This window comes from Vibrio sp. BS-M-Sm-2 (genome assembly GCF_041504345.1).
Classification (GTDB): domain Bacteria; phylum Pseudomonadota; class Gammaproteobacteria; order Enterobacterales; family Vibrionaceae; genus Vibrio; species Vibrio satsumensis.
This window is the reverse complement of sequence record NZ_CP167895.1, coordinates 691,760-711,956: the sequence shown is the minus strand read 5'-3', so window position 1 is coordinate 711,956 and position 20,197 is coordinate 691,760. Positions and strand designations below refer to the sequence as shown.

The 20,197-nt window shown below is 45.2% G+C and carries 16 protein-coding genes; 5 read left to right on the top strand and 11 right to left on the bottom strand.

Features of this window, described 5'->3' with window-relative positions:
* Positions 1-63: 63 nt before the first annotated feature.
* Positions 64-759: an aspartate/glutamate racemase family protein gene (locus AB8613_RS19265; protein ID WP_372385639.1), complete on the bottom strand. Its 696-nt coding sequence runs from the start codon at positions 757-759 to the stop codon at positions 64-66.
* A gap of 197 nt (positions 760-956) precedes the next feature.
* Between AB8613_RS19265 and nfsA the strand changes: the two genes are divergently transcribed.
* On the top strand, positions 957-1,679 hold the full coding sequence (gene nfsA / locus AB8613_RS19260) for an oxygen-insensitive NADPH nitroreductase (RefSeq protein ID WP_372385638.1): 723 nt from the start codon (positions 957-959) through the stop codon (positions 1,677-1,679).
* Positions 1,680-1,800: 121 nt separating this feature from the next.
* Here nfsA and AB8613_RS19255 read toward each other — a convergent pair whose 3' ends face one another.
* Both AB8613_RS19255 and AB8613_RS19250 read right to left on the bottom strand, forming a co-directional pair.
* Positions 1,801-3,330 carry a phospholipase D family protein gene (locus AB8613_RS19255; protein ID WP_372385637.1) on the bottom strand — a complete coding sequence of 510 codons (1,530 nt, stop codon included), beginning with the start codon at positions 3,328-3,330 and terminating at the stop codon, positions 1,801-1,803.
* 206 nt (positions 3,331-3,536) lie between these two features.
* Positions 3,537-4,106: a TetR/AcrR family transcriptional regulator gene (locus AB8613_RS19250; protein ID WP_285953893.1), complete on the bottom strand. Its 570-nt coding sequence runs from the start codon at positions 4,104-4,106 to the stop codon at positions 3,537-3,539.
* Positions 4,107-4,199: 93 nt separating this feature from the next.
* Here AB8613_RS19250 and AB8613_RS19245 point away from each other — a divergent pair, with 93 nt between their 5' ends.
* The 3 genes from AB8613_RS19245 (at position 4,200) to AB8613_RS19235 (ending at position 6,189) form a co-directional block, all read left to right on the top strand.
* Complete coding sequence (locus AB8613_RS19245; protein ID WP_372385635.1) at positions 4,200-4,733, top strand: dihydrofolate reductase family protein; 534 nt, start codon at positions 4,200-4,202, stop codon at positions 4,731-4,733.
* Between the two features lie 135 nt (positions 4,734-4,868).
* On the top strand, positions 4,869-5,366 hold the full coding sequence (locus tag AB8613_RS19240) for a hypothetical protein (RefSeq protein ID WP_128162791.1): 498 nt from the start codon (positions 4,869-4,871) through the stop codon (positions 5,364-5,366).
* Positions 5,367-5,436: 70 nt separating this feature from the next.
* Entirely contained in the window at positions 5,437-6,189 is a 753-nt protein-coding gene (locus tag AB8613_RS19235) for a Crp/Fnr family transcriptional regulator (protein WP_372385634.1), read from the top strand.
* Between the two features lie 129 nt (positions 6,190-6,318).
* Here AB8613_RS19235 and AB8613_RS19230 read toward each other — a convergent pair whose 3' ends face one another.
* The 3 genes from AB8613_RS19230 to AB8613_RS19220 all read right to left on the bottom strand — a co-directional run bounded on the left by AB8613_RS19230 (position 6,319) and on the right by AB8613_RS19220 (position 10,208).
* On the bottom strand, positions 6,319-7,803 hold the full coding sequence (locus tag AB8613_RS19230) for a sulfatase (RefSeq protein ID WP_372385632.1): 1,485 nt from the start codon (positions 7,801-7,803) through the stop codon (positions 6,319-6,321).
* Between the two features lie 31 nt (positions 7,804-7,834).
* Positions 7,835-9,043 (bottom strand): anaerobic sulfatase maturase, encoded by a 1,209-nt coding sequence (locus AB8613_RS19225; protein ID WP_372385630.1) that lies wholly within the window; start codon positions 9,041-9,043, stop codon positions 7,835-7,837.
* Between the two features lie 283 nt (positions 9,044-9,326).
* Entirely contained in the window at positions 9,327-10,208 is an 882-nt protein-coding gene (locus AB8613_RS19220) for a LysR substrate-binding domain-containing protein (protein WP_372385629.1), read from the bottom strand.
* Positions 10,209-10,487: 279 nt separating this feature from the next.
* Here AB8613_RS19220 and AB8613_RS19215 point away from each other — a divergent pair, with 279 nt between their 5' ends.
* Positions 10,488-11,675, top strand: coding sequence for an MFS transporter (locus AB8613_RS19215; protein WP_372385628.1), 1,188 nt, complete (start codon positions 10,488-10,490; stop codon positions 11,673-11,675).
* Between the two features lie 57 nt (positions 11,676-11,732).
* Here the strand turns inward: AB8613_RS19215 and AB8613_RS19210 are convergent, their stop codons facing one another.
* The 5 genes from AB8613_RS19210 to AB8613_RS19190 all read right to left on the bottom strand — a co-directional run bounded on the left by AB8613_RS19210 (position 11,733) and on the right by AB8613_RS19190 (position 20,186).
* Positions 11,733-12,296 (bottom strand): sugar O-acetyltransferase, encoded by a 564-nt coding sequence (locus AB8613_RS19210; RefSeq protein WP_372385626.1) that lies wholly within the window; start codon positions 12,294-12,296, stop codon positions 11,733-11,735.
* Between the two features lie 271 nt (positions 12,297-12,567).
* Positions 12,568-13,566 (bottom strand): LacI family DNA-binding transcriptional regulator, encoded by a 999-nt coding sequence (locus AB8613_RS19205; RefSeq protein ID WP_372385625.1) that lies wholly within the window; start codon positions 13,564-13,566, stop codon positions 12,568-12,570.
* 99 nt (positions 13,567-13,665) lie between these two features.
* Entirely contained in the window at positions 13,666-15,105 is a 1,440-nt protein-coding gene (locus AB8613_RS19200) for a 6-phospho-beta-glucosidase (RefSeq protein ID WP_372385623.1), read from the bottom strand.
* A 268-nt stretch (positions 15,106-15,373) separates the two neighbouring features.
* Positions 15,374-16,504 (bottom strand): RHS repeat-associated core domain-containing protein, encoded by a 1,131-nt coding sequence (locus tag AB8613_RS19195; RefSeq protein ID WP_017081371.1) that lies wholly within the window; start codon positions 16,502-16,504, stop codon positions 15,374-15,376.
* Positions 16,494-20,186 (bottom strand): RHS repeat protein, encoded by a 3,693-nt coding sequence (locus tag AB8613_RS19190; RefSeq protein WP_372385621.1) that lies wholly within the window; start codon positions 20,184-20,186, stop codon positions 16,494-16,496. The genes AB8613_RS19195 and AB8613_RS19190 overlap by 11 nt, the downstream gene beginning before the upstream one ends.
* Positions 20,187-20,197 lie beyond the last annotated feature (11 nt).

The following is a 20,197-nucleotide window of genomic DNA, read 5'->3' as shown; positions in this document are numbered from 1 at the left end:
TTTTATTTAAGTTTCTCGTATAGGAGCGAAAAGAAACTAATCTCTTAAACATCTCGAAGATGATTAAACGTCTATCGCCAAGCGCACCGCCGCTTCAGAGTGAATTGCTGTTGTATCAAACAACGGTACATCCGTATGTTGCTGCTGAATCAACAAAGCGATTTCAGTGCACCCCAGAATAACGGCTTCCGCACCTTGTTGGCTTAGCTTCTCAATGATTTGACGATAGATAGCTCGAGATTCTTCTCTTACTTCACCTCGGCACAGCTCTTGGTAAATGATGTTGTGCACTTTCTGTCGGTCACTCTCATCGGGAATCACAACATCAATACCGAACTTGTTAGTCAGGCGCCCTTTATAGAAATCTTGTTCCATCGTGAAAGCGGTGCCGAGTAACCCGACTTTTTTCACGCCCTGTTCAAGCAGCTTCTGCGCCGTGGTATCTGCGATATGTAAGATAGGAATCTTGATCTTCTCTTCTATTTCAGGAACGATCTTATGCATGGTATTGGTACAAATCAGAATGAAATCAGCACCGCCCTTCTCTACCGATAAAGCCGCGTCCGATAAAATATCTGCCGTCTCCGCCCAACGACCTTGATGCTGCAGCTTTTCTATCTCATCGAAATTCACACTGTACATACAAATCTTTGCTGAATTGAGCCCTCCGAGAGTGGCTTTAACGCCTTCGTTAATGGATTTGTAGTAACTCATCGTCGACTCCCAACTCATGCCGCCTAGCAAACCGATCGTTTTCATTTTTCTATTCCTTTAATTTCTGACTAACCCGATTAAACAGCCATGAGTTAACAAGTTATAGTACGGTCTTACTTAAAATGAGGCTGAAACTTGGCTGTTTCCCAAAAAATTGTTGCGACGTTAGAGGTTTACCCCAACCACAAATGTCGTTATGGTAATTTGGAATACCATCATAAAAACAAGGACTGTCAGAGAGCATGAACAGCACGATTGAAACTATTCTGGGGCACCGCTCCATTCGTCAATATACAAATCAACCGATTGAAAAGTCACAACTTGATGTGATTGTTCAGGCTGGTCTCGCGGCTTCATCATCGAGCTTACTGCAGGCTGTTTCTATTGTGAGAGTAACCGACAAAGAGAAGCGTAAGCTGCTAGCTGAATTCGCAGGCAACCAAGCTTACGTTGAGAACGCGGCTGAGTTTTTGGTGTTCTGTATCGACTATCAACGCCACGCTCAAATTAACCCTGAGGTAAAAACCGACTTTACCGAACTTACTCTGATTGGCGCGGTCGATTCTGGCATCATGGCGCAAAACTGCATGCTGGCTGCAGAATCTCTTGGATTGGGTGGCGTGTACATTGGTGGCTTGCGTAACAGCGCTCAGCAAGTCGATGAGCTATTGGAACTTCCACAACACACGGCTGTGCTATTTGGTATGTGTTTAGGTCACCCTGCACAACAGCCAGAAATCAAACCCCGCCTTCCTGCTCATGTGGTGATGCACGAAAATCAATACCAACCGTTGAGCTTAGATGAAATTGCTCGCTACGACGATTCAATGCAAAGCTACTATGCAAACCGCTCAAGTAATCAAAAGCAAAGCAGCTGGTCACAGCAGATCACTCAAAAGCTTTCTGGTGAATCTCGCCCACATATTCTGCCTTATCTGAACAGTAAACATCTGGCTAAGCGATAAAGCTAGAGCAGATCTAAAGACAGAAAGAGATCCCGATGAACGAGCTCCGTTTTCGTCATCACAAACAAAAATGTCAGCGTATTATGCGCTGACATTTTTCATTTCTAAGGTGCTAACTCTTTTACAAGTATTTCTCAATCGGTAGCAGTTGTAAGAAACCTGATTGCATCCGTTCCCACTTGCCGGTTTCTGGTTCGCTGTCCCAGCTTTGTTCACCTGAGTACCAATACACGTCACCGTCTTCAAGTTCCAAGCGCCAGCTGTTGTCTTCACTCATCGCCTGCTCGATAGTTTCAGCTAGCGTTTCAGCAATCGCTTTGTTCTCGATGATTAACACCGATTCCGTGTTTAGGTAGGTCGAACGCAGGTTGAAGTTAAACGAGCCGATACTCGCAATGCTGCGGTCAAATACGACTGATTTAGCGTGTAAGCCATAGGCCGTTTCAGGCGCACATTTCGACATGTCTTGAGTCGATGCTTCACACAGCTTGGAATCTGGTTTTAACTCAAACAAGTCGATGCCATGTTCTAACATGTCGTAGCGTCTGCCCGCGTAGGCTGAGTGGTTAGTAACCAAGTCATTTGACGCCATTGAGTTAGTCAGTGCTTTTATCTCAACGCCGCTTTTGTTCAACACTTGCCACTCTTCCAACTGACCATCATCAAACACTAAGTAAGCCGATTCAAGCAAGATCTCTTGTTTAGATTCACTGGCTAGCTGCCCTAACAGAACCGCCGTTGCTTTCGGTTCGTCGGTATTGTCTGAGTCGATAGGCACAGGGCGATCATAAGCAAAACGAGCATTCACCCAAGTCATCTCATCTAGAGCCTCTTTCAGCAGGCTATCTGCCGCTTCACGATTTAATGGTAACTCTGGGTAGTTTTTGTATTGCGGAACGGTTATATCGTCAATCTTTGAAAGATCCGGTTGTTCCTCGTCACCTAACATATCGACTGGGTAAGACCAACGGCTGTCCCAATACTCAATAAAGCTGGTTTGGATAGTGGTAACGACTGTGCCCATCACCAATACATCACGATCTCGGAAGTTGATTTCATCAGAAAGATCGAAATATTCATCACCAATATTACGTCCACCAACCACAGACAAGGTGCCATCTACGGTAAACGACTTGTTGTGCATACGGCGGTTTAAGCGAGAGAAGTCGCCAAGGAAGCTCAACCACTTACTGAAACCACGGCGCGTTGGTGTTGGGTTGAAGATGCGGATCTCGACATTCGGGTGAGCGTCGAGTGCCGATAATAGGCCTTCACGCTCGTTGAGATTGATATCATCCAGCATTACGCGAACCTTCACACCACGCTCAGCCGCGGCTAACAAACGGCTGGCGAGGTAGCTGCCTGATTCATCTGAGTTCCAGATGTAGTATTGAATATCAATGGTGTGCTCTGCACTTTCAACCAACGCCAATCGCTGCGCTAAAGCATCCCAACCGGATTCTTGTAAACGAACGGCGGTCGTCGCCTGCGCTGATGCGGGTTGATATTCATCTGCCAAAACCGACAAAGTGCTTGATCCATAAGAGGTGTACGGTTCTGCAGGGTGGTCGATGCCTTCTGGTAATGAAGAACAACCGCCCAGAATAGCGGCTAAAATTAAGGTTAAACTGATGCGTTGGAGCACAGGCATGTGTCTGACTTCCTTTTCACGATGACGTCTTTGAGAGTTGTCCCGACAGCTTTCGACTCACAAGCTATTCAGGTCTATCCATAGATTATTACTGCTAAATCCATAAATTTATAGGTAATTATCCAGTATAAATGAAACATCACTACTCGAACGTGAGCAACACAGCACCAAAGTACCCTCTTCGTCTATCAATCTTTGCTGCAAGATCACAACGATTTCAGCTGCTCGATACCCAAACAATAGAGGCCTAAAGGCTTTCTCACCATCTCAACCGTAATCTCTGTTCTATCCGGGTTACAGTTCAATGCAAGCGCGTAACCGTGTAAATAGTCCACTAGCAAATGAAGAGCGTCTTCGGTTTGCTCTAGTGTGAGATTCAGCGGGTTCACTACCGCTTCAAAGCGCTCACTAAATACCTCAACGGGCCCAAGCGACTTCATCGTTAGCAAGGTTTCAAGTAAGCCACTATAGTCATTTAACACCGACAGGTAACTCACGCTGAGTTGATAAAGATTCTCTTGCCACTCTTGGTTCTGTTCAGGCTGTGCCACCTCTTCCACCAAAGAGACAGTGATCGATTCCAATAGATCATTTTTGTTTTTGAAGTAATGGTATATCGCCATCGCATCTACGCCGAGTTCTGTGGCTAACCCTCTGATACTCGGAACTTTACCGCCTTCACGCATCATGCCCTTTGCCGTATCTAAGATCTTTTCGGCACTCAGTTGGCTTGATCCACTCTTTGGTCGACCTCGTTTTTGATCCTTGACAGTCATATCACCACCTCTTAAACTTAATTTCTACACTGTAGAATATTTTAATTTAATAGAGCGTGAATGCCAAGTTCCAGTTCAGTTTCGGAGTTAACAATGTCAAATATTGTCTTTATCGGTGCGAGTCTTGATGGTTACATTGCAGACAAAAAAGGTAGTCTAGATTGGCTACAAGCAATCCCAAACCCAGAGGGTGATGACATAGGGTACAACGCCCATATCGATCGTATTGATGCTTTAGTAATGGGCCGAAATACAATGGATATGGTGTTGAGCTTCGGTATTGATTGGCCTTACACAAAGCCTGTTTATGTATTGAGTAACACGTTGACGGAAGTACCTAAGGAACTCGAAGGTAAAGTGTTCTTGATAAAGGGTGAGCTCACTCAGATCATCGAAGACCTGAACAGCAAAGGCCTTAACAATCTGTATATTGATGGCGGTGTGACCATTCAAAACTTCCTTAAAGAGGACCTGGTTGATGAACTGATTATCTCGACGATCCCTGTCGTTCTTGGTGGTGGCTCCCCGCTATTTGGTGACTTAGTCTCTCCTCTCGACTTTACACTGAAAAGTGTCACCACTTACCTTGATGAGATCGTAACCACTCACTACTTACGTAAGCGCTAAGCATTTACTTATTAATAATGTAAGTATCAGCATCGTAAACATTGTTCACGCAGTATCGATTCAATAGCGCCTACACAACACTACCCAAAAGTAGTACCATTTATCGTGTCTCATTCTTAATGGCATCTAGGTCTTATGAAGCTTTTAGTCGATCGTACTGGTGAACAGTTTTTAGAAATTCTGGAAGAATCAGGGGACAAACTGACGGTTCAATTCATTAGTAATGAAGGCAATCGAAAAGGTAAGCCATTCCAAGATAGCTTGAGTGGCTTGTTCCTCACAGGCTGGAAGCCTCGCACGACCTCAACCGCCATTGGACTAGAGCGCTTTAAGCAAGGTAAATTACAAGATCCCAAAGTAAGCTTTGCGCTTCACCAACTCTACCCCCTTGGTCGAGACGTAAAATTACCCTCTGGAGATATCGCCACAATCGCAAGTTACGCCAATACCCACAGCGATGGCTACTACATGTTTGTGCGCCTAAACGACGAATTGAAGCGCCTGAAGATGACGCCAGAATGGGAGCTACTACCTTCTGTTGTGAGATTAGCACTACCTTATTATCCAGCCCCAAGAAGCCAACAAGAACTCGACAATATTGATGACTTCGATGCTTGGGCGGGCGGGTTTTAAACACTCTTTACCTACTCCGTTAGCCTGAAACATAAATGACTTAGCCCCATAGTTTTCACCGTGGGGCTTTTTGTCTGCTTTTGTTCTAGCGCTTTTCTTATACAATGGTGTACTACCTACAGGAAATACGTTCAGAGCTAATCACCTTATGCTGATCACCGAAGATGATATTTACTTCACATCGCAGATCCTCGACTTTCTCTCAGAGAACGACAAAGCACTCTCTTTTCGTAAACATACGATAAAGAAAGGCGATCCAATCTTTCAGCAAGGGCAAGAGATAACCGACATCATATTCATCACCGACGGCGCTATTTCTGTCGCTCGAAGCTCGCGTTACGGTCGTCGGTATCAGGTTGGTACTTTCAACCACAATGGGTTTCTGGGGCTTATGGAGCTGTTTTCTGGGAAGCCTTGCTTCTACTCGGTGAAGGCTGAATCTGATTGTGAAGGGTTTATCATGAATGGAGCAATATTTGCAGAGCTCATCTGTCAAACCCCTATCTTGGCGGCACATACTTTTAAACACCTCACCTCCAAATGGTATTTATCGGTCGAGAGAATGTCGCGCAATATCCTGCACTCTATTACCTACTGTGTGATTGATGATTTGTTGCAGTTTCACAGCCTGAATCCAGAAAAAGATTACATCGTAAACAAAAGCTTAGAGTGTGAACGATTAGGCACGAGCCTGCGTGTTTACAATCGAATATTGAAACAGCTGAATGACAGCGGGGCGATTTCAGTCACACGCAAAAGTATTCGAATCATCAATCTAGACAAACTCGAAGCGACTCGTTTGAAAGAGTCCGAAAAGCAATAACTTCACTCTAATACTTATTAATTTATTCACTTATTCCAACGCTCCTACAAACGTAAAACGGTGACCCATAGGCCACCGTTTATTTTGATTATCGACAGTCATTAAGACTAAGCTTGAAGAAACTATGAGTTAGTTCCACAGCTCATGTTCAATGATTTTCTCAGTAGTGAAGTTAGGGTAAGCCATCTTCCACATGTTCAAACCTGAGTATTCATCACTGGAGTACTGAGCAAAAAATTCATCCAACGCTTTTGTCATCGTATCTTGAACCGCTTGACGTGGTGGCTCTGCGATATACGCCTCACCCATTGGGTTGCTCAAGTCATACCAATGATCGATAGGCTCATTTTTCTTATTGTAGTAACGCACTAACTTCCAGTGACCGTTAGTGATCATTCGCGCATTACCTCGCTCTGAGAATTGGTACTGACGCCAATCTCGAACGCGCTCCCCCTTCATCATTGGTAACAAGGATTTACCCGGACCATAACTGGTATCGTAACCTTCGCCCTTGCTCGCCAGATCCATAATCGTAGTATGAAGATCTAAGATATCGACAAATTCGCCACGCACTTGTTTCTGACGCACTATGCCTTCAGGCCCTTTGATGATGAAAGGCACACGAATCGTCTCTTCATAGAAGTTGTATGGGAAACTGGCATTGATCTTACCGTATAAGCCATACTGCCCCATCAATAAGCCATGATCAGAAACAAAAGCGATCACGGTATTGTCCATCAAACCGCGCCCTTCTAAGCCATCGATCAATTGGCCAACTTGCTCATCCAGTAGAGTCACCGCCGCTAAATACTGTGCCAATTTCTCTTCATGATCAGATGGAACCAAGGTATAAGCACTCATGTGTTCAAGCACAGAGTTCCCACCATAAGACACCACTTTATGGGCAATATCGCGGTATTTCTCTACCAATCGCTCTGGTAAACCTTCAAAGGGGAAATGCGGCTCAACATAGTTAAGGCTAACAAAGAAAGGCTTATCGCTTGGCGCATCAATGAACTTAATGGTCTCCTTGGTTAAGAACTGCGCTTGAATACCGGTGTGTTCTTCATTCTCTCCATCTCGCGAGAACAACACAGTTCCTGAATGTAGGTATTGGTTTTTCCAACCCGCTTCTAACGCGTCGTAACTTAACCAACGGTCAAAGCCACGAATCGGCTCTTTACTGTCTGTCGTGGCATGCCACTTACCAATTAAAGCGGTACGGTAGCCTTCATCTTGTAAACGTTCCGACAGCAATTTCTCACCACCTAACCAACCGGCATCAAACTTAGGGTCTTCCGCTAAGAAATCATACACACCATGTTGAGAGGGCATTTTACCAGTATGGAAAGAAGCACGCGCCGCAGAACTCACAGGCGCTGGCGTCATACCATTCTCGAAACGAACACCGGTCTCTGAAAGGTATTCTAGATTGGGTGTTTCTACGTATTGGTTATGGTGGCTTGTCGCCCAATCACCAAGATCGTCGGCCATGATGACCACAATATTCGGCTGTTGAGGTTGTTTGACTTCTTCAGCGATAACGCTACCCGAGCAGGTCACTGCCGCGAGAGCAAACGCTTTTGAAACCGCACTAAGCGGGAATTTTTTCATGTTCGACTCCATTGAATATTCAGGGGATGAGTTATTGAGGTTCTTTATTTTTGATGATTTGCATAATGGCAGCAGGAGGATGCCCTGCTTGGTAGAGCTTCTTCATCAAATCAATGTAAGGGGCAGAATAAGAGAAAAACGTTTTGTACCCGTGGCAAAGGTAGTTCTGATCGGGCTTACCAGAAGACGAGAAAGAAAAACGATGTTTCGGGCAGCCGCCATGGCACACAGAACGAAATTCACAACGCAGACAGTCTTTAGAAAGTGAGTGTTTTTTCTTCTCGCCAAACTGTTGATTCGCCTGGCTTTCATTTATCTCTTTGATAGTGACGGTATGGATATTTCCAAGCTTAAACTCTGGAAATACATAGTGGTCACAAGCGTAAATGTCGCCGTTGTTTTCCATCGCAAAGGCGCTACCGCACGTCTCTGAAAACACACACAACTGCGCAGGTTGGCCACATGTCATTGCGAAGGTATTCTCAAAAAGTTGCACCCATACTTTTCCGACATCTTGGCGTACCCACTCTCTGAATATGGCCGCCATAAATAAGCCATAATGCTCAGAACCAACACTCCAATCACACAGAGACACCGCCTCTAAACGTTCAGGATGTAACAAGGTTAATCCATCTTCCGTTTGCTGTTGGGCTTCACGCTCCACCAACGGAATGAACTGCATGTGCGTACTTCCGATTCCCTTAAGGTAGTGATACACCTCTAACGGAGATTTGGCATTCACATCACTGATAACGGTTAGTGTATTAAACTCAACACCAAAGGATTTGAGTAGATTAATCGCCGCTTCAACTTTGTGGTGGGTAGGTTTCCCTGAGCGTGTTTTACGATAGGCATCATGCAGATGTTGCGGGCCATCAATCGAAATGCCAATTAAGAATTGATAATCTTTGAAGAACTGACACCACGATTCATCAAGCAGTAAACCATTGGTTTGCAGAGTATTGGTGATGGTTTTACCTAAGCCGTATTTGGCTTGCAGAGCCATCGCTTTTTCGAAGAAAGCCAGTCCCAACAACGTCGGTTCACCGCCTTGCCAAGCAAAAGTCACCTCATTGGAAGATTGCGCTTCAATATGTTGGATAACATAACGCTCCAACGTGGCATCACCCACCTTCCAAGAGGTCGGTGAACTGGCAGATTCAGGATAGAGTTTTTCTTTTTCAAGATAGAAACAGTAGCTGCAATCAATGTTGCATTTAGAACCCGAAGGCTTTGCCATAACATGACAACCTTGAGGTGAAAAAGTATCAATACCCATCTGCGATTACCTACTCAATTTCGATATGCGCATGCTAAGAATTGATAAGCTTCGTCAATAGGACAAATGTCCGAAAAGCGGTGATTTTAATCAGTGAAAGTCAGTAAACGCTATTGAGATCACATCCACCTATCGAATCTCAATACAACAATATGTGCTCTCTAAGCATTGATACGAATACCCCATCTCAAACGATTCAAATAACGGTTTGACTGTGTGCTGCTAAAGAGTGTTTCATTCTTCCCTACAAGCTCAAACGGGGCTGTATAAAATCAATAAACGCCGAGATACGTTTAGAGACAGAAGACGACTTGTAGTAAACGGCATTCACTCGCTCTCGGTCTGTGTTGGCAAGTTTGTCTTGTTCCAGAATAGGGATTAGACGCCCTGCTGCCATATCTTCCTGCACCATAAACCCCGATAAACAAGCAATACCATTTCCTGCTAAGACTAGTTGACGCACGGTTTCACCATTACTGGCTGTCACGGTAGGCGCGACATCACTTTGGTTTGGCAAAGGCCAATGGTTAAGCACTTTGTTACCCGCAAATCCCACAATTTGATGCGAACTCAAATCTTCAGGTTTGGTGGGTAGCCCACGCTTAGCGAGATAATCAGGTGACGCCACAATATGGAGTAAACTTTTTCCTAACGGTCGAGCGTGCAATGTTGAATCGGACAACTTACCGATTCGAATCGCAACATCAGTTCTCTTTTCCAGAAGATCAACGAAGCCTTCGTTGGAAGTGAGCTCCAATTCAATGTCTGGGTAAGCCTCTTTGAATGACTGCACCAACGGCACTAACTGATGGAAAACGAATGGACTGGCAGCATCGACTCTTAAACGACCTTTTGGCAACTCACCGCGCGACACGATTTCTTCTTCCGCGCTCTGGATCATCTGCAATCCCACCCTGACTGAATCGATAAACTGCCGCCCTTCCTCCGTCAATTCCACGCGTCTCGTTGTTCGGTTGAATATTGAGACGCCGAGTTGCGACTCAACTTTACTCACCGAACGAGATACCTTGGCGACTTGCACGTCCAGCGCCTCTGCAGCCGCAGAAAAACCACCAGCATCGACAACGGTGAGTACCATTTCTAAATCATCTGAACGGGTTAACATGAGGTCCCTTTGCTATCTTCATTTTGTTTAATGTCATCTCGCTTGTGCTCATCACAGCTCAAATCATCTGTGTCTTTTCAATCTCATCAGCTTAACCCAATGATCGGCTAACTCTTTAATTATTGCAAATTTCACAAAGGTTATTTGTTAATGATGGCATTTTTCACAAATATATTTTGCTAGATAATCCTCGCCATCAAACGAAGCGCTCCTATTGCAGCCACAAGCTGCCCCATTTTATCGCGCTCGGTATTTAACAAAGAACAGTAAGAGATGATTATGCCACTAGCATTACTAGCATTGACGCTCAGCGCCTTTGCCATCGGAACCACAGAATTTGTCATCGTAGGCTTGATTCCTACCATGGCGAGCGACTTGAATGTATCTCTGCCATCGGCAGGTCTATTAGTCAGTTTATACGCACTTGGCGTTGCTATTGGGGCGCCAGTGTTAACGGCATTAACCGGCAAATGGAATCGTAAAGCGGTATTGCTAACCGTGATGGCATTGTTTGTCATTGGTAACTTATTGGCGTGGCAAGCTCCAGGCTATAACACGCTGATCGCTGCACGAATTTTGACCGGCCTCGCCCATGGTGTGTTCTTCTCGATTGGGTCGACCATCGCGACAGGTTTGGTTTCAAAAGATAAAGCAGCCAGTGCCATCGCGATCATGTTTACGGGTTTAACGGTTGCATTGGTAACCGGCGTACCACTGGGCACTTATATCGGCCAAACCTTTGGCTGGCAAGCGACCTTCTTGATCGTTGCTCTGCTTGGTCTTATTGCTCTTATCGGTAGCGCTATCTTGGTTCCAAGCAACCTTAAGCAACCACCAGCGGCGAAGATTTCGGCACAACTAAAGGTTCTAACTCAACCACGCTTACTGTTGGTTTACGCTATCACAGCACTAGGTTATGGCGGTACATTCACAGCGTTTACCTTCCTTGCTCCAATACTGGAAAATGTATCAGGGTTTGATTCGAGCTCTATCAGTCTCATCATGTTGGTTTACGGTGTGTCAGTGGCGGTAGGTAACATCTGGGGCGGTAAAATGGCCGACAAGATGGGCCCGATTAAAGCGCTGACCGTTATCTTCTCTGGTTTAGCCGCGGTACTGGTGGTATTCAACTTTACCGCAGTAAACCCTTACGCAGCTGTTGCTACCATTTTGGTTTGGGGTGCATTCGCATTCGGTAACGTTCCAGGACTACAAGTGTATGTTGTGAAACTGGCTGAGAAATACACACCAGACGCAGTCGATGTCGCTTCTGGGTTGAACATTGCTGCCTTCAACGTCGGTATTGCATTAGGCTCATGGGGCGGTGGTTTGATTGTCGCGAAATCTGGATTAATGGACACCCCTTGGGTAGGTGCTGTGATTGTTTTGATCGCTCTTGTTCTGACTCGATTCAGTGGTGCGTTAGATAAGAAGCAGGCACAACAAGCTGTTCCATCTAGCATCTAGCAAGGATAGAAAAAGCAAAGCCCGAACCTAGGTTCGGGCTTCGTCATTTAAATCTGATTATTGCCCGTTATCGATCGATTTCAGCACTTTACATGGATTACCCACGGCAACCACGTTAGCTGGAATGTCTTTAGTCACGACGCTTCCGGCGCCAATCACGCTGTTTTCACCAATGGTGACGCCGGGGCAAATAATCACACCACCACCAAGCCAAACATTATCGTCAATGGTAATTGGTGTACCGAACTCAACGCCGTCTTCAACTCGGCCTTTCACATCTAATGGATGGCCTGCTGTAAGGATTTGTACATTAGGGCCAAGCAGCACATTGTCACCAATGGTGACTTCAGCCACATCCAAAATCACGCAGTTAAAGTTAGCGTAGAAGTTCTTACCCAACTTGATGTTCGAGCCGTAATCACAGCGAAATGGTGGCTCCAAATGCGCATTTTCACAGCCAGGAATGAGCTCTTGGGTTGCAGTTTTCCATTCAGACGTATCAGGAATACTGTTGTTGAGTTTTTGAAGTACCTTACGACACTCAATTCGAGCTGAATAAAGCTCTTCATCCCAAGCCTGATATGGTTCACCTGCTAGCATTTTTTGTTTTTCTGTTTTCACGTTACTTACCTATTTTCACACTACTTACCGTTTTCACATAACTTAACTAATAGCGGTCAATTCATCGACCAAAGAACGCAATATCGCATATCTTTAACTCTCATAATAAGCACGGTTTTAAGAGGCTTTCTGAGATGCGCTGCCAGTCACGATTTGTAGTGTTCGGCCAATTTAAATCACTTCTAAACCAAGCAAGAAACATAGATAGTGCAAATAAAAAAGCCTTTGCTATCAAGCAAAGGCCGGTTTAATTCAGTGCGTTGCACGCGGCTCAGATACGCTGGGCTACCGAGTCGCGAATTACCAAGCTACCAGTCGTACTCAATACTTCTGCTTGCTTTGTCTCACCAACAATTCGAAGTATCGCCTTTTGCGTCATTTGTTCGAGTGGCACACTCACAGAGGTTAAGCTTGGCGTTAGAAATTCGCCCACTTTACTGTTATCAAAGCCAACAATAGAGATGTCTTTAGGTAATGAGTAACCCAGCTCTGTTAACGCCTTAATCGCGCCAATCGCCATGTCATCGTTTTCAGACAAGATCGCAGTGAAGCTTGCTTTGCTTTCCACTAAAGCTTGCGCGGCACGGTAACCACTCTCCATTGTCCAATCGCCCTGAACGACATTAAGTTCATTCACTGCAATACCGTGCTTGGTTAACACATCTTGATAAGCTTGGTAACGTTGTTCATCCGTTGAAGAACCCGCTTTACCACGAATTACCGCAATCTCTGCATGACCCTGCTCGATGATATGTTCAACCATCAAACAAGCGCTCTGATAGTGGTCGGTGGTAATGGCATGGTTAGGCTTCGACGGCATTTCTCGGTTGAGTACCAGAATCGGCGTGTCAGTGCTTTCGATGACCTTTGCAATCTCGCTTTCGGTTAAGCACTGTGGATAGATGATGATGCCCGCGCACTTCATATCGAGCAGAAAGTTAATTGCTTTGCGCTCGTCTTCAGCGCTGTGTTTACCATCGGTGATCACCAATTGGTGATTCGACTTTTCACTGTAGGAAGCGGCGTGATACATCAAGGAAGAGAAGTAAGGGCCATTGAACAACTCATTGGTGATAACAAAACCGATGAAATTGGTCTTCTTGGTCGCCAATTGCTGAGCTAACAGGTTTGGCCGATAACCTGTCTCTTGTATCGCATCGAATACCTTTTTCACCACATCTGGGCGCACGATGTTCTTGCCATTTAAGACACGAGAAACGGTCGACTTAGATACGCCTGCGCGGTTCGCGACATCAAGCATGGTTACCATTGGCTTCTTTTCCTTTATAAAAAATTAGTCGACATAGGCCGACTAATTCATTGCAAAATCACAGCTCACAGTTCGCATAACTGCACTGGGAAATGCATTCTAAATAGTGGCACCGTTAGATGCAATCACGCCTTTGTACCACTCAAAAGACTTCTTGCGCTTACGCTCTAGTGTTCCTGACTGGTCGTTGTGTTTGTCTACATAAATGAATCCGTAACGCTTTTTCATCTCACCTGTGGTGAACGACACCAAATCGATACAGCCCCAAGGGGTGTAGCCCATCAAGTCAACGCCATCAATCGCTACGGCTTTTTTCATCTCTTTGATGTGATCGCCAAGGTAAGCAATACGATAGTCATCATTAATGCTGCCATCTTCTTCGATGGTATCAACCGCACCAAAACCATTTTCAACGATGAACAGTGGCACTTCATAGCGCTCATAAAGAGATGCTAAGCAGTAACGCAGGCCTGTTGGGTCAATCGGCCAGCCCCAATCACTTGATTGGATGAACGGGTTCTCTACCGAATTTTCATGACCACCGTCCATTGCTTCTTCAGTCGACTGATGCGAAGAAGAATCCAAGGTATTCGACATGTAGTAGCTAAAGCCTAAGTAATCCGCTTTACCCTCTTTCAAGATTTGTTCATCTTCAGGCTGCATTTCAATATCAAAGCCTTTGATGGCCCAATCGCGTTTTGCGTAGTTTGGGTAGTGACCGCGAACCATGACATCAGAGAAGAAATAACGATCACGCATTGCTTGCTGCGCCACCATGATGTCTTCTGGCTTTGAAGAACGAGGGTAGAAAGGCACCATCGCACACATTGCACCGATCTGAAGATCTGGGTTGATCTCATGACCTTTCTTAACTACCAATGCGCTTGCAACAAACTGGTGATGAACCGCTTGGTACATGGCCTCTTGCGGTTTTTCGCACTGTGGGAACTTCACACCAGAGCACAACCAGCCAAAGATATCCGCCGAGATGTTCATCTGGTTATTGATCTCGTTAAACGTCATCCAGTATTTCACTTTGTGTTGGTAACGCTCCATCACCGTGGTTGAGTACTTAACAAAGAAATCGATCACTTTACGGTTCATCCAGCCACCGTATTCTTTGGCTAGATAGTAAGGCATTTCAAAATGGCTCAGCGTCACGACTGGCTGAATATCGTATTTCAACAGCTCATCGAACAGATCATCGTAAAACGCTAAACCCGCTTCACACGGCTCGGCTTCATCGCCATTTGGGAAAATACGCGTCCACGCGATGCTGGTGCGGAAACACTTAAAGCCCATCTCAGCAAATAACTTAATGTCTTCTTTGTATCGATGGTAGAAATCAACAGCGACTTGGTTTGGGTAGTTTTCGCCATCAATCACACCATCGGTGATTCGACGTTGCACGCCATGCGCGCCCGCTGTTAATACATCAACAACACTTACACCCTTGCCATTCGCATCCCAGCCGCCTTCTAGCTGATGCGCCGCAACCGCACCGCCCCATAAAAAATCGTTTGGAAATTCGTTGTTCATACCGTTACTCGCTACAAGTTATTCGTGAAAAGATCAGGATTAGAGAGCTCATTGCAGCTCTGAAACCGATTTCAATAAAAGCAAAGATACAGGTTGAAACCGGTTTCAGCAAGGAGGTTTTGATCTTTTTTTGATCAGGAAGTGGGATCTAAGGAAAGCTCTCATGGTTGATGGATAACGTTCGAGAACGCCTACACAGAATGCAAAAAAGCCAGTTCAATGAGGATTGAGCTGGCTTTGTGTTGTTAGAGAAAAAGAATAAATCAGACTACGACAATGGCAACTGACGGATCATCTGCTGAACCTCATTGCCATATTTTATTCGTTGTCGTGTCTCTTCGAGTGCGTACATTTGCGTCTTCTTGGCTGCAGGGTTGGCACTTCGACCTTCCGTAACCATGGTATCCGCAGAAGACTTTTCTTCATCTAATCGCCCAGGGATTGTTTTAACCGATGACCAACCTAAACCACCAATCGAGCGCGCCGTCATTATGCCTTGATAGATGGTATAGCCTCGGGCGCCCACTTTGACTTGTCCAAGAAGAATCTTGGTAAACCCACCATGAATGGGAGGAGGCGTGTACGTCATCGTCTTACCGCCCTGCGTCATTCTGGTCGCAATCACCTGCCCCTTAGAGCTGCCTATACGCATAGCTGGGTTCGTTTTAGAGGCCCACGCAAGATTGTACTCACCGGAAGGTCTAATCTTGTTCATCAAACGAGAACCAAGACCGGGCTGAGTGACATCTTCCAATGCCCCACCCGCTCTTACCCAACGTAAGTTCTGAACCGACTTGTAGGCTGAATATCCGCCACTCACCACACCAATGATATCGAATGGAATGGTCGCAATATCGAGTTTATGAGAGATATCCCCATCATCGATAACACCCGAGGCAATTTGTAGCGCACCACTAGTCATACCTGCAATACCACCGATAATACCCGCCGCCAATACTAAGCTAGAACCACCGGTTGGTGCCGCCAATGCAATACCCACAATACCCGCGATCACACCAAAAGCACCAAACAAGATCTTACTGATATTCAGGTGTCCGCTTGGGTCGGTGAAGTTAATCGGATCGTTATGGCAGTACACATAAGCATTGTGAACCCCCTCATTGAAAGGGGCCAAACTGTCCGGTGCATTGAAGCGCATCAACTTCGGCTGGTAAACGCGATAGCCTTGGCCTAGATGGTAGCCTTGCAGTACAGGATCCAACCACTCGCCATTAAAGCCAATCTCCGAATGAGAGATGGTCATCGACTGCGCCATCGCTAAACGAACCGAAGTCGGAAGCAGTGAGATGCCACCAGCCACCGCTGCAGTTTGACCAATTTTAATCAGGAACTCACGTCGATTAAGTGGGGTAATAAATACCGAGTCTTTATTGTTCATTTGCATTCCCCGCTTGATCACGTTGCCCATATGGAGAGTAACGGTACATAGACCCTGTTTTACCCGATGTATTTGACGCGATTACCGAACCATTTTGATCCGTGGCCAATAACGTGGTTTCCGAGTCCATCTCTGACCATTTAGGTACCCCTTCGTGATAGATATAGTTGGTCAATTTTCCATTTTCTTCTATCGAAGCGAGATCGCCCCATAGATAATCAAAGTGACGAGTTTCAGAAGACGATAGCTGTGCAGACAATCGGTCATTGCTGTCATACTGATAAAGCCATTCGGTATTATCAGCTAGCACACGCTGTAATCGATCGAAGTTGTCATACTCGAGCACTCGGCCATCCGCATCTTGAATCATGTTGCCATTCAAGTCGTATTTCACTGTTACCTGACCGTCGAGTTGTGGGTGGGAATGAGTAATACGAGTCAACTGGCAAGGGTCATCCGACTCATAAAAGTAACGAGCAAAATCCTCAGATTCAGCAGTAGCTGTGCGTTGCGTCAGCATGTTACCTAGCTCATCATAGCTCCAATCAATAGACGTCATAGGCTGAGACCAATCGCTCAGTGGGCCCGCGCCAAAGAACTCGACTTTAGTCAACTGAGAGAGGTCATCATAGGTATAGATTTCCGTCAGATTACCTAAAGTTGCACACTCCTTTTTACGAGAATTAAGCAGCCCTAACGCGTTATATTCTTGTGATTGCTCAAAGATATAATTATCGTTCAAGGCTATAGCTCGGTTGACTTCGCGACTATATTCATCCCATTCGAGTTCAGTGACTTGGGTTTGATTACCCGATATCAATGTTTCTAGTATCACTCGATCAAACTCATCATATTCGTAGTAAACCGTTGTTGAATTTGAACTCAACTTCACTAATCGTCCGAGTTCGTCGTAGCCATATTGGCGAGTGTCCGTATCACTATCAATTGCAGCGATAACCCCACCATCGGAGTAGCTGTAATAACGAGACTGACCATCATTCACCTCGGCTTCAGGCAAGCCTTTCGTCGAGTAGGTAATGGTACTTTGATTGCCTTCACTGTCCTGACTCCCTGTCGGCAAACCGGATATTGGGTCATGACTGTAACTAGAAGCCTGCCCATCAGACGACTTAGCACTTAGCACACCTAATTGGCTATCGCGAGTAAATTGCCTTGTTGGAGCTGCCATGCTGGTTTCAGTTTCTGGGATATTGCTGCTATCCGCATAAGTCCACGCCAATGAAGCTTGGGGGCTCGCTCCTCTGCGCAAGGATCGCGGACGTCCCAATCCATCAATATCACGTTGCCCTAAAGTCACCCCACCAATTTTCAGATCTACAACTTGTGACTGATCGGTATGTTCAGCGTAAGTGATATCTTGATCGACACCGTTCGCTTGAGTCATGCGAACAACACGATCAAAACGGTCGTAGTGGTAATGCTTAGATCGAGCGAGAGGATTCGTTTCTTTAATCAATCTTCCCCATGAGTCGTACTCATAATTCCAACTGTTGATGCCTTGCTCTTTTTTCTCTTCTAACCCCCAGCTATTCAGAGAGCTGACCGTCATGGTCAAGCCTTCAATACCTTGAGTTTTCTTACGTGAGGCGAGGTTATTGAACTCGACACGACGTTTTCCATTCGCTAACAGAGTCGCTTTAACCTGATCCCACTCATCGTATTCATAGCTTTCTGTTAAGATCACAGGCGCCGATCTGGAATTGCGATCAGGCAACACATCGTAAGTACTCTTACTTTGGAGTCTGCCCAACGCATCGTACATTTTTGTCCATACGACCGAGCTACCAACTTTAGCCTCTAATTCACGTCCTTGACCGTCCCAGCTTTGTTCACACAAGTTGCCTTTGCAATCCGTTAGCAACAAGGTTTGTCGACTCATACCAGTATCAACAATGTATTGATACGAACGGGCTGCACTTCCTTCAATCCGTTCTTCAGTAGTTCTACGAAGCGAATCATAAGTAAATGCACAGCTAACTCCGTCTGAATCGACATGACGCGCGAGTTCTCCAATATCAAGGTAGTGCCCAACCGCAAGATTGGTTTTCGTATTGTCGTGACAGGTCAGCTCTTCGTGTTCTTCAAGGACATCGCTATCCAACTCATAGCGATAGTGAGAAATAGCAGAATACGTGCCGTTAGGATGAAGAATGTCATTTTGGACTGAAGCCAATCGGCCGAAAGAGTAAGTATCACCAGTATCAGTTTGATAAGCGTAATGACTTCTATAGCGTTGGACGTCTTCTTCCAAACTCAGAACCACATCACGATGGCCATTCAGCCCCTCAAGAGAAGCATATTGATAAGAGATCACTCTCTGTTCTGATCCATTGTTGAGCGTACGAGATTTTACGAAATTCACCATGTCAGTAGGCGATGCAGGACAACCTGCCTCACCATTTTTAGCGTAGTATTCGTAACGTTCTGCGATGTCATTCTCATCAACGAACTTAAGCATGTTGCCATACTCGTCATAGTCCCAAAATCGACTTTGAGCTTGGCTATCCGATCCAGAAAACCAGATTTGTTCCTCTTTACTGATCAAAGAATACTGAGCAGGTTGATCCGAAAACTGTTGGTTATCAATCGCTGGGTATTCCAGCCTTTTCAAATGAACAAGGTTTCCGTTAACCTGTCTAGCTTCTTCAACGAGTAGATGAAATTGATTATATGTTTGCGCTGTTACAACGGTGCCATTTTCAATTTTTTGGACGCGATAAGTATATTCGTAACCACGCTCAAGCAGGTTATCAAGCCCTTCACTTAATTCACCACCACGTACACCATAACCCATGAAATTGCGGCTATCTGTACCAACACTGTCGTAGGTTGTGCTAATAACTGGCGAATTAAGGGTGAGGACATCGTGTGCAGTAACTGCTGGTAAATAAGTCATTGAGTTGACTCGAATACCATCAGCTTTATATCTCAAACGCTCGGTCAAACCACAAGGGTGATTTACTTCATTGATTAGCGTATATGAACCAATGCTTTCATAACCAAAACTATAGCTACCTGCTTGTTCTGGTAAATTGCATTTGACGAGCTTGTTATTGCTAAGAGTAAGACTGAAATAAGCTTCATGGGTGCTGCCAATATTAGTAAAAATATTAACGCGCCCTACCGAAATATACTCGACCCACAACAGTGCGGTCTGTTTGGTTGTTCTATCATCCCAAATTTTATCTAGGCGCTTATTTTGTCCCACGTTGAGCCAAGAAAAGTAGAGAGCATGGCCATTACTTTGAGTGATCTTAATGATGTCGCCATCTTTATCTAAAAGATCAATACGGCCATTTTTATACGTAATTTCATAGCCATTCGCGCTAGAAGATACCGAAAAATCGAGCAGTTTCTTGTAGCGAATACTCATTTCGATATTGGCATTTAATTCAGCACGGTAGGACTGTCCATTTGCAAGGTAGAGCTGTTGGTTCTCGATGTCGTATCTTGGGAGATTCAATTTCCAGCCCTTACCGAAACCAAGGTTGTCCGTCGAGTAAGGTGAGAATTGAATGGATATATCGAGGTTTGGTCCCTTAAGCCAGTTACCAATAAGAGAGCCAAGTAAGATTTGATATGAATAGCTTCTGGTTCTTTGGTCTACGCCGCCCGAACAAAAGCTATCAAAGTTAAAAGCGTTTGAAGTCCAATTAGACATAAATTTCCCCT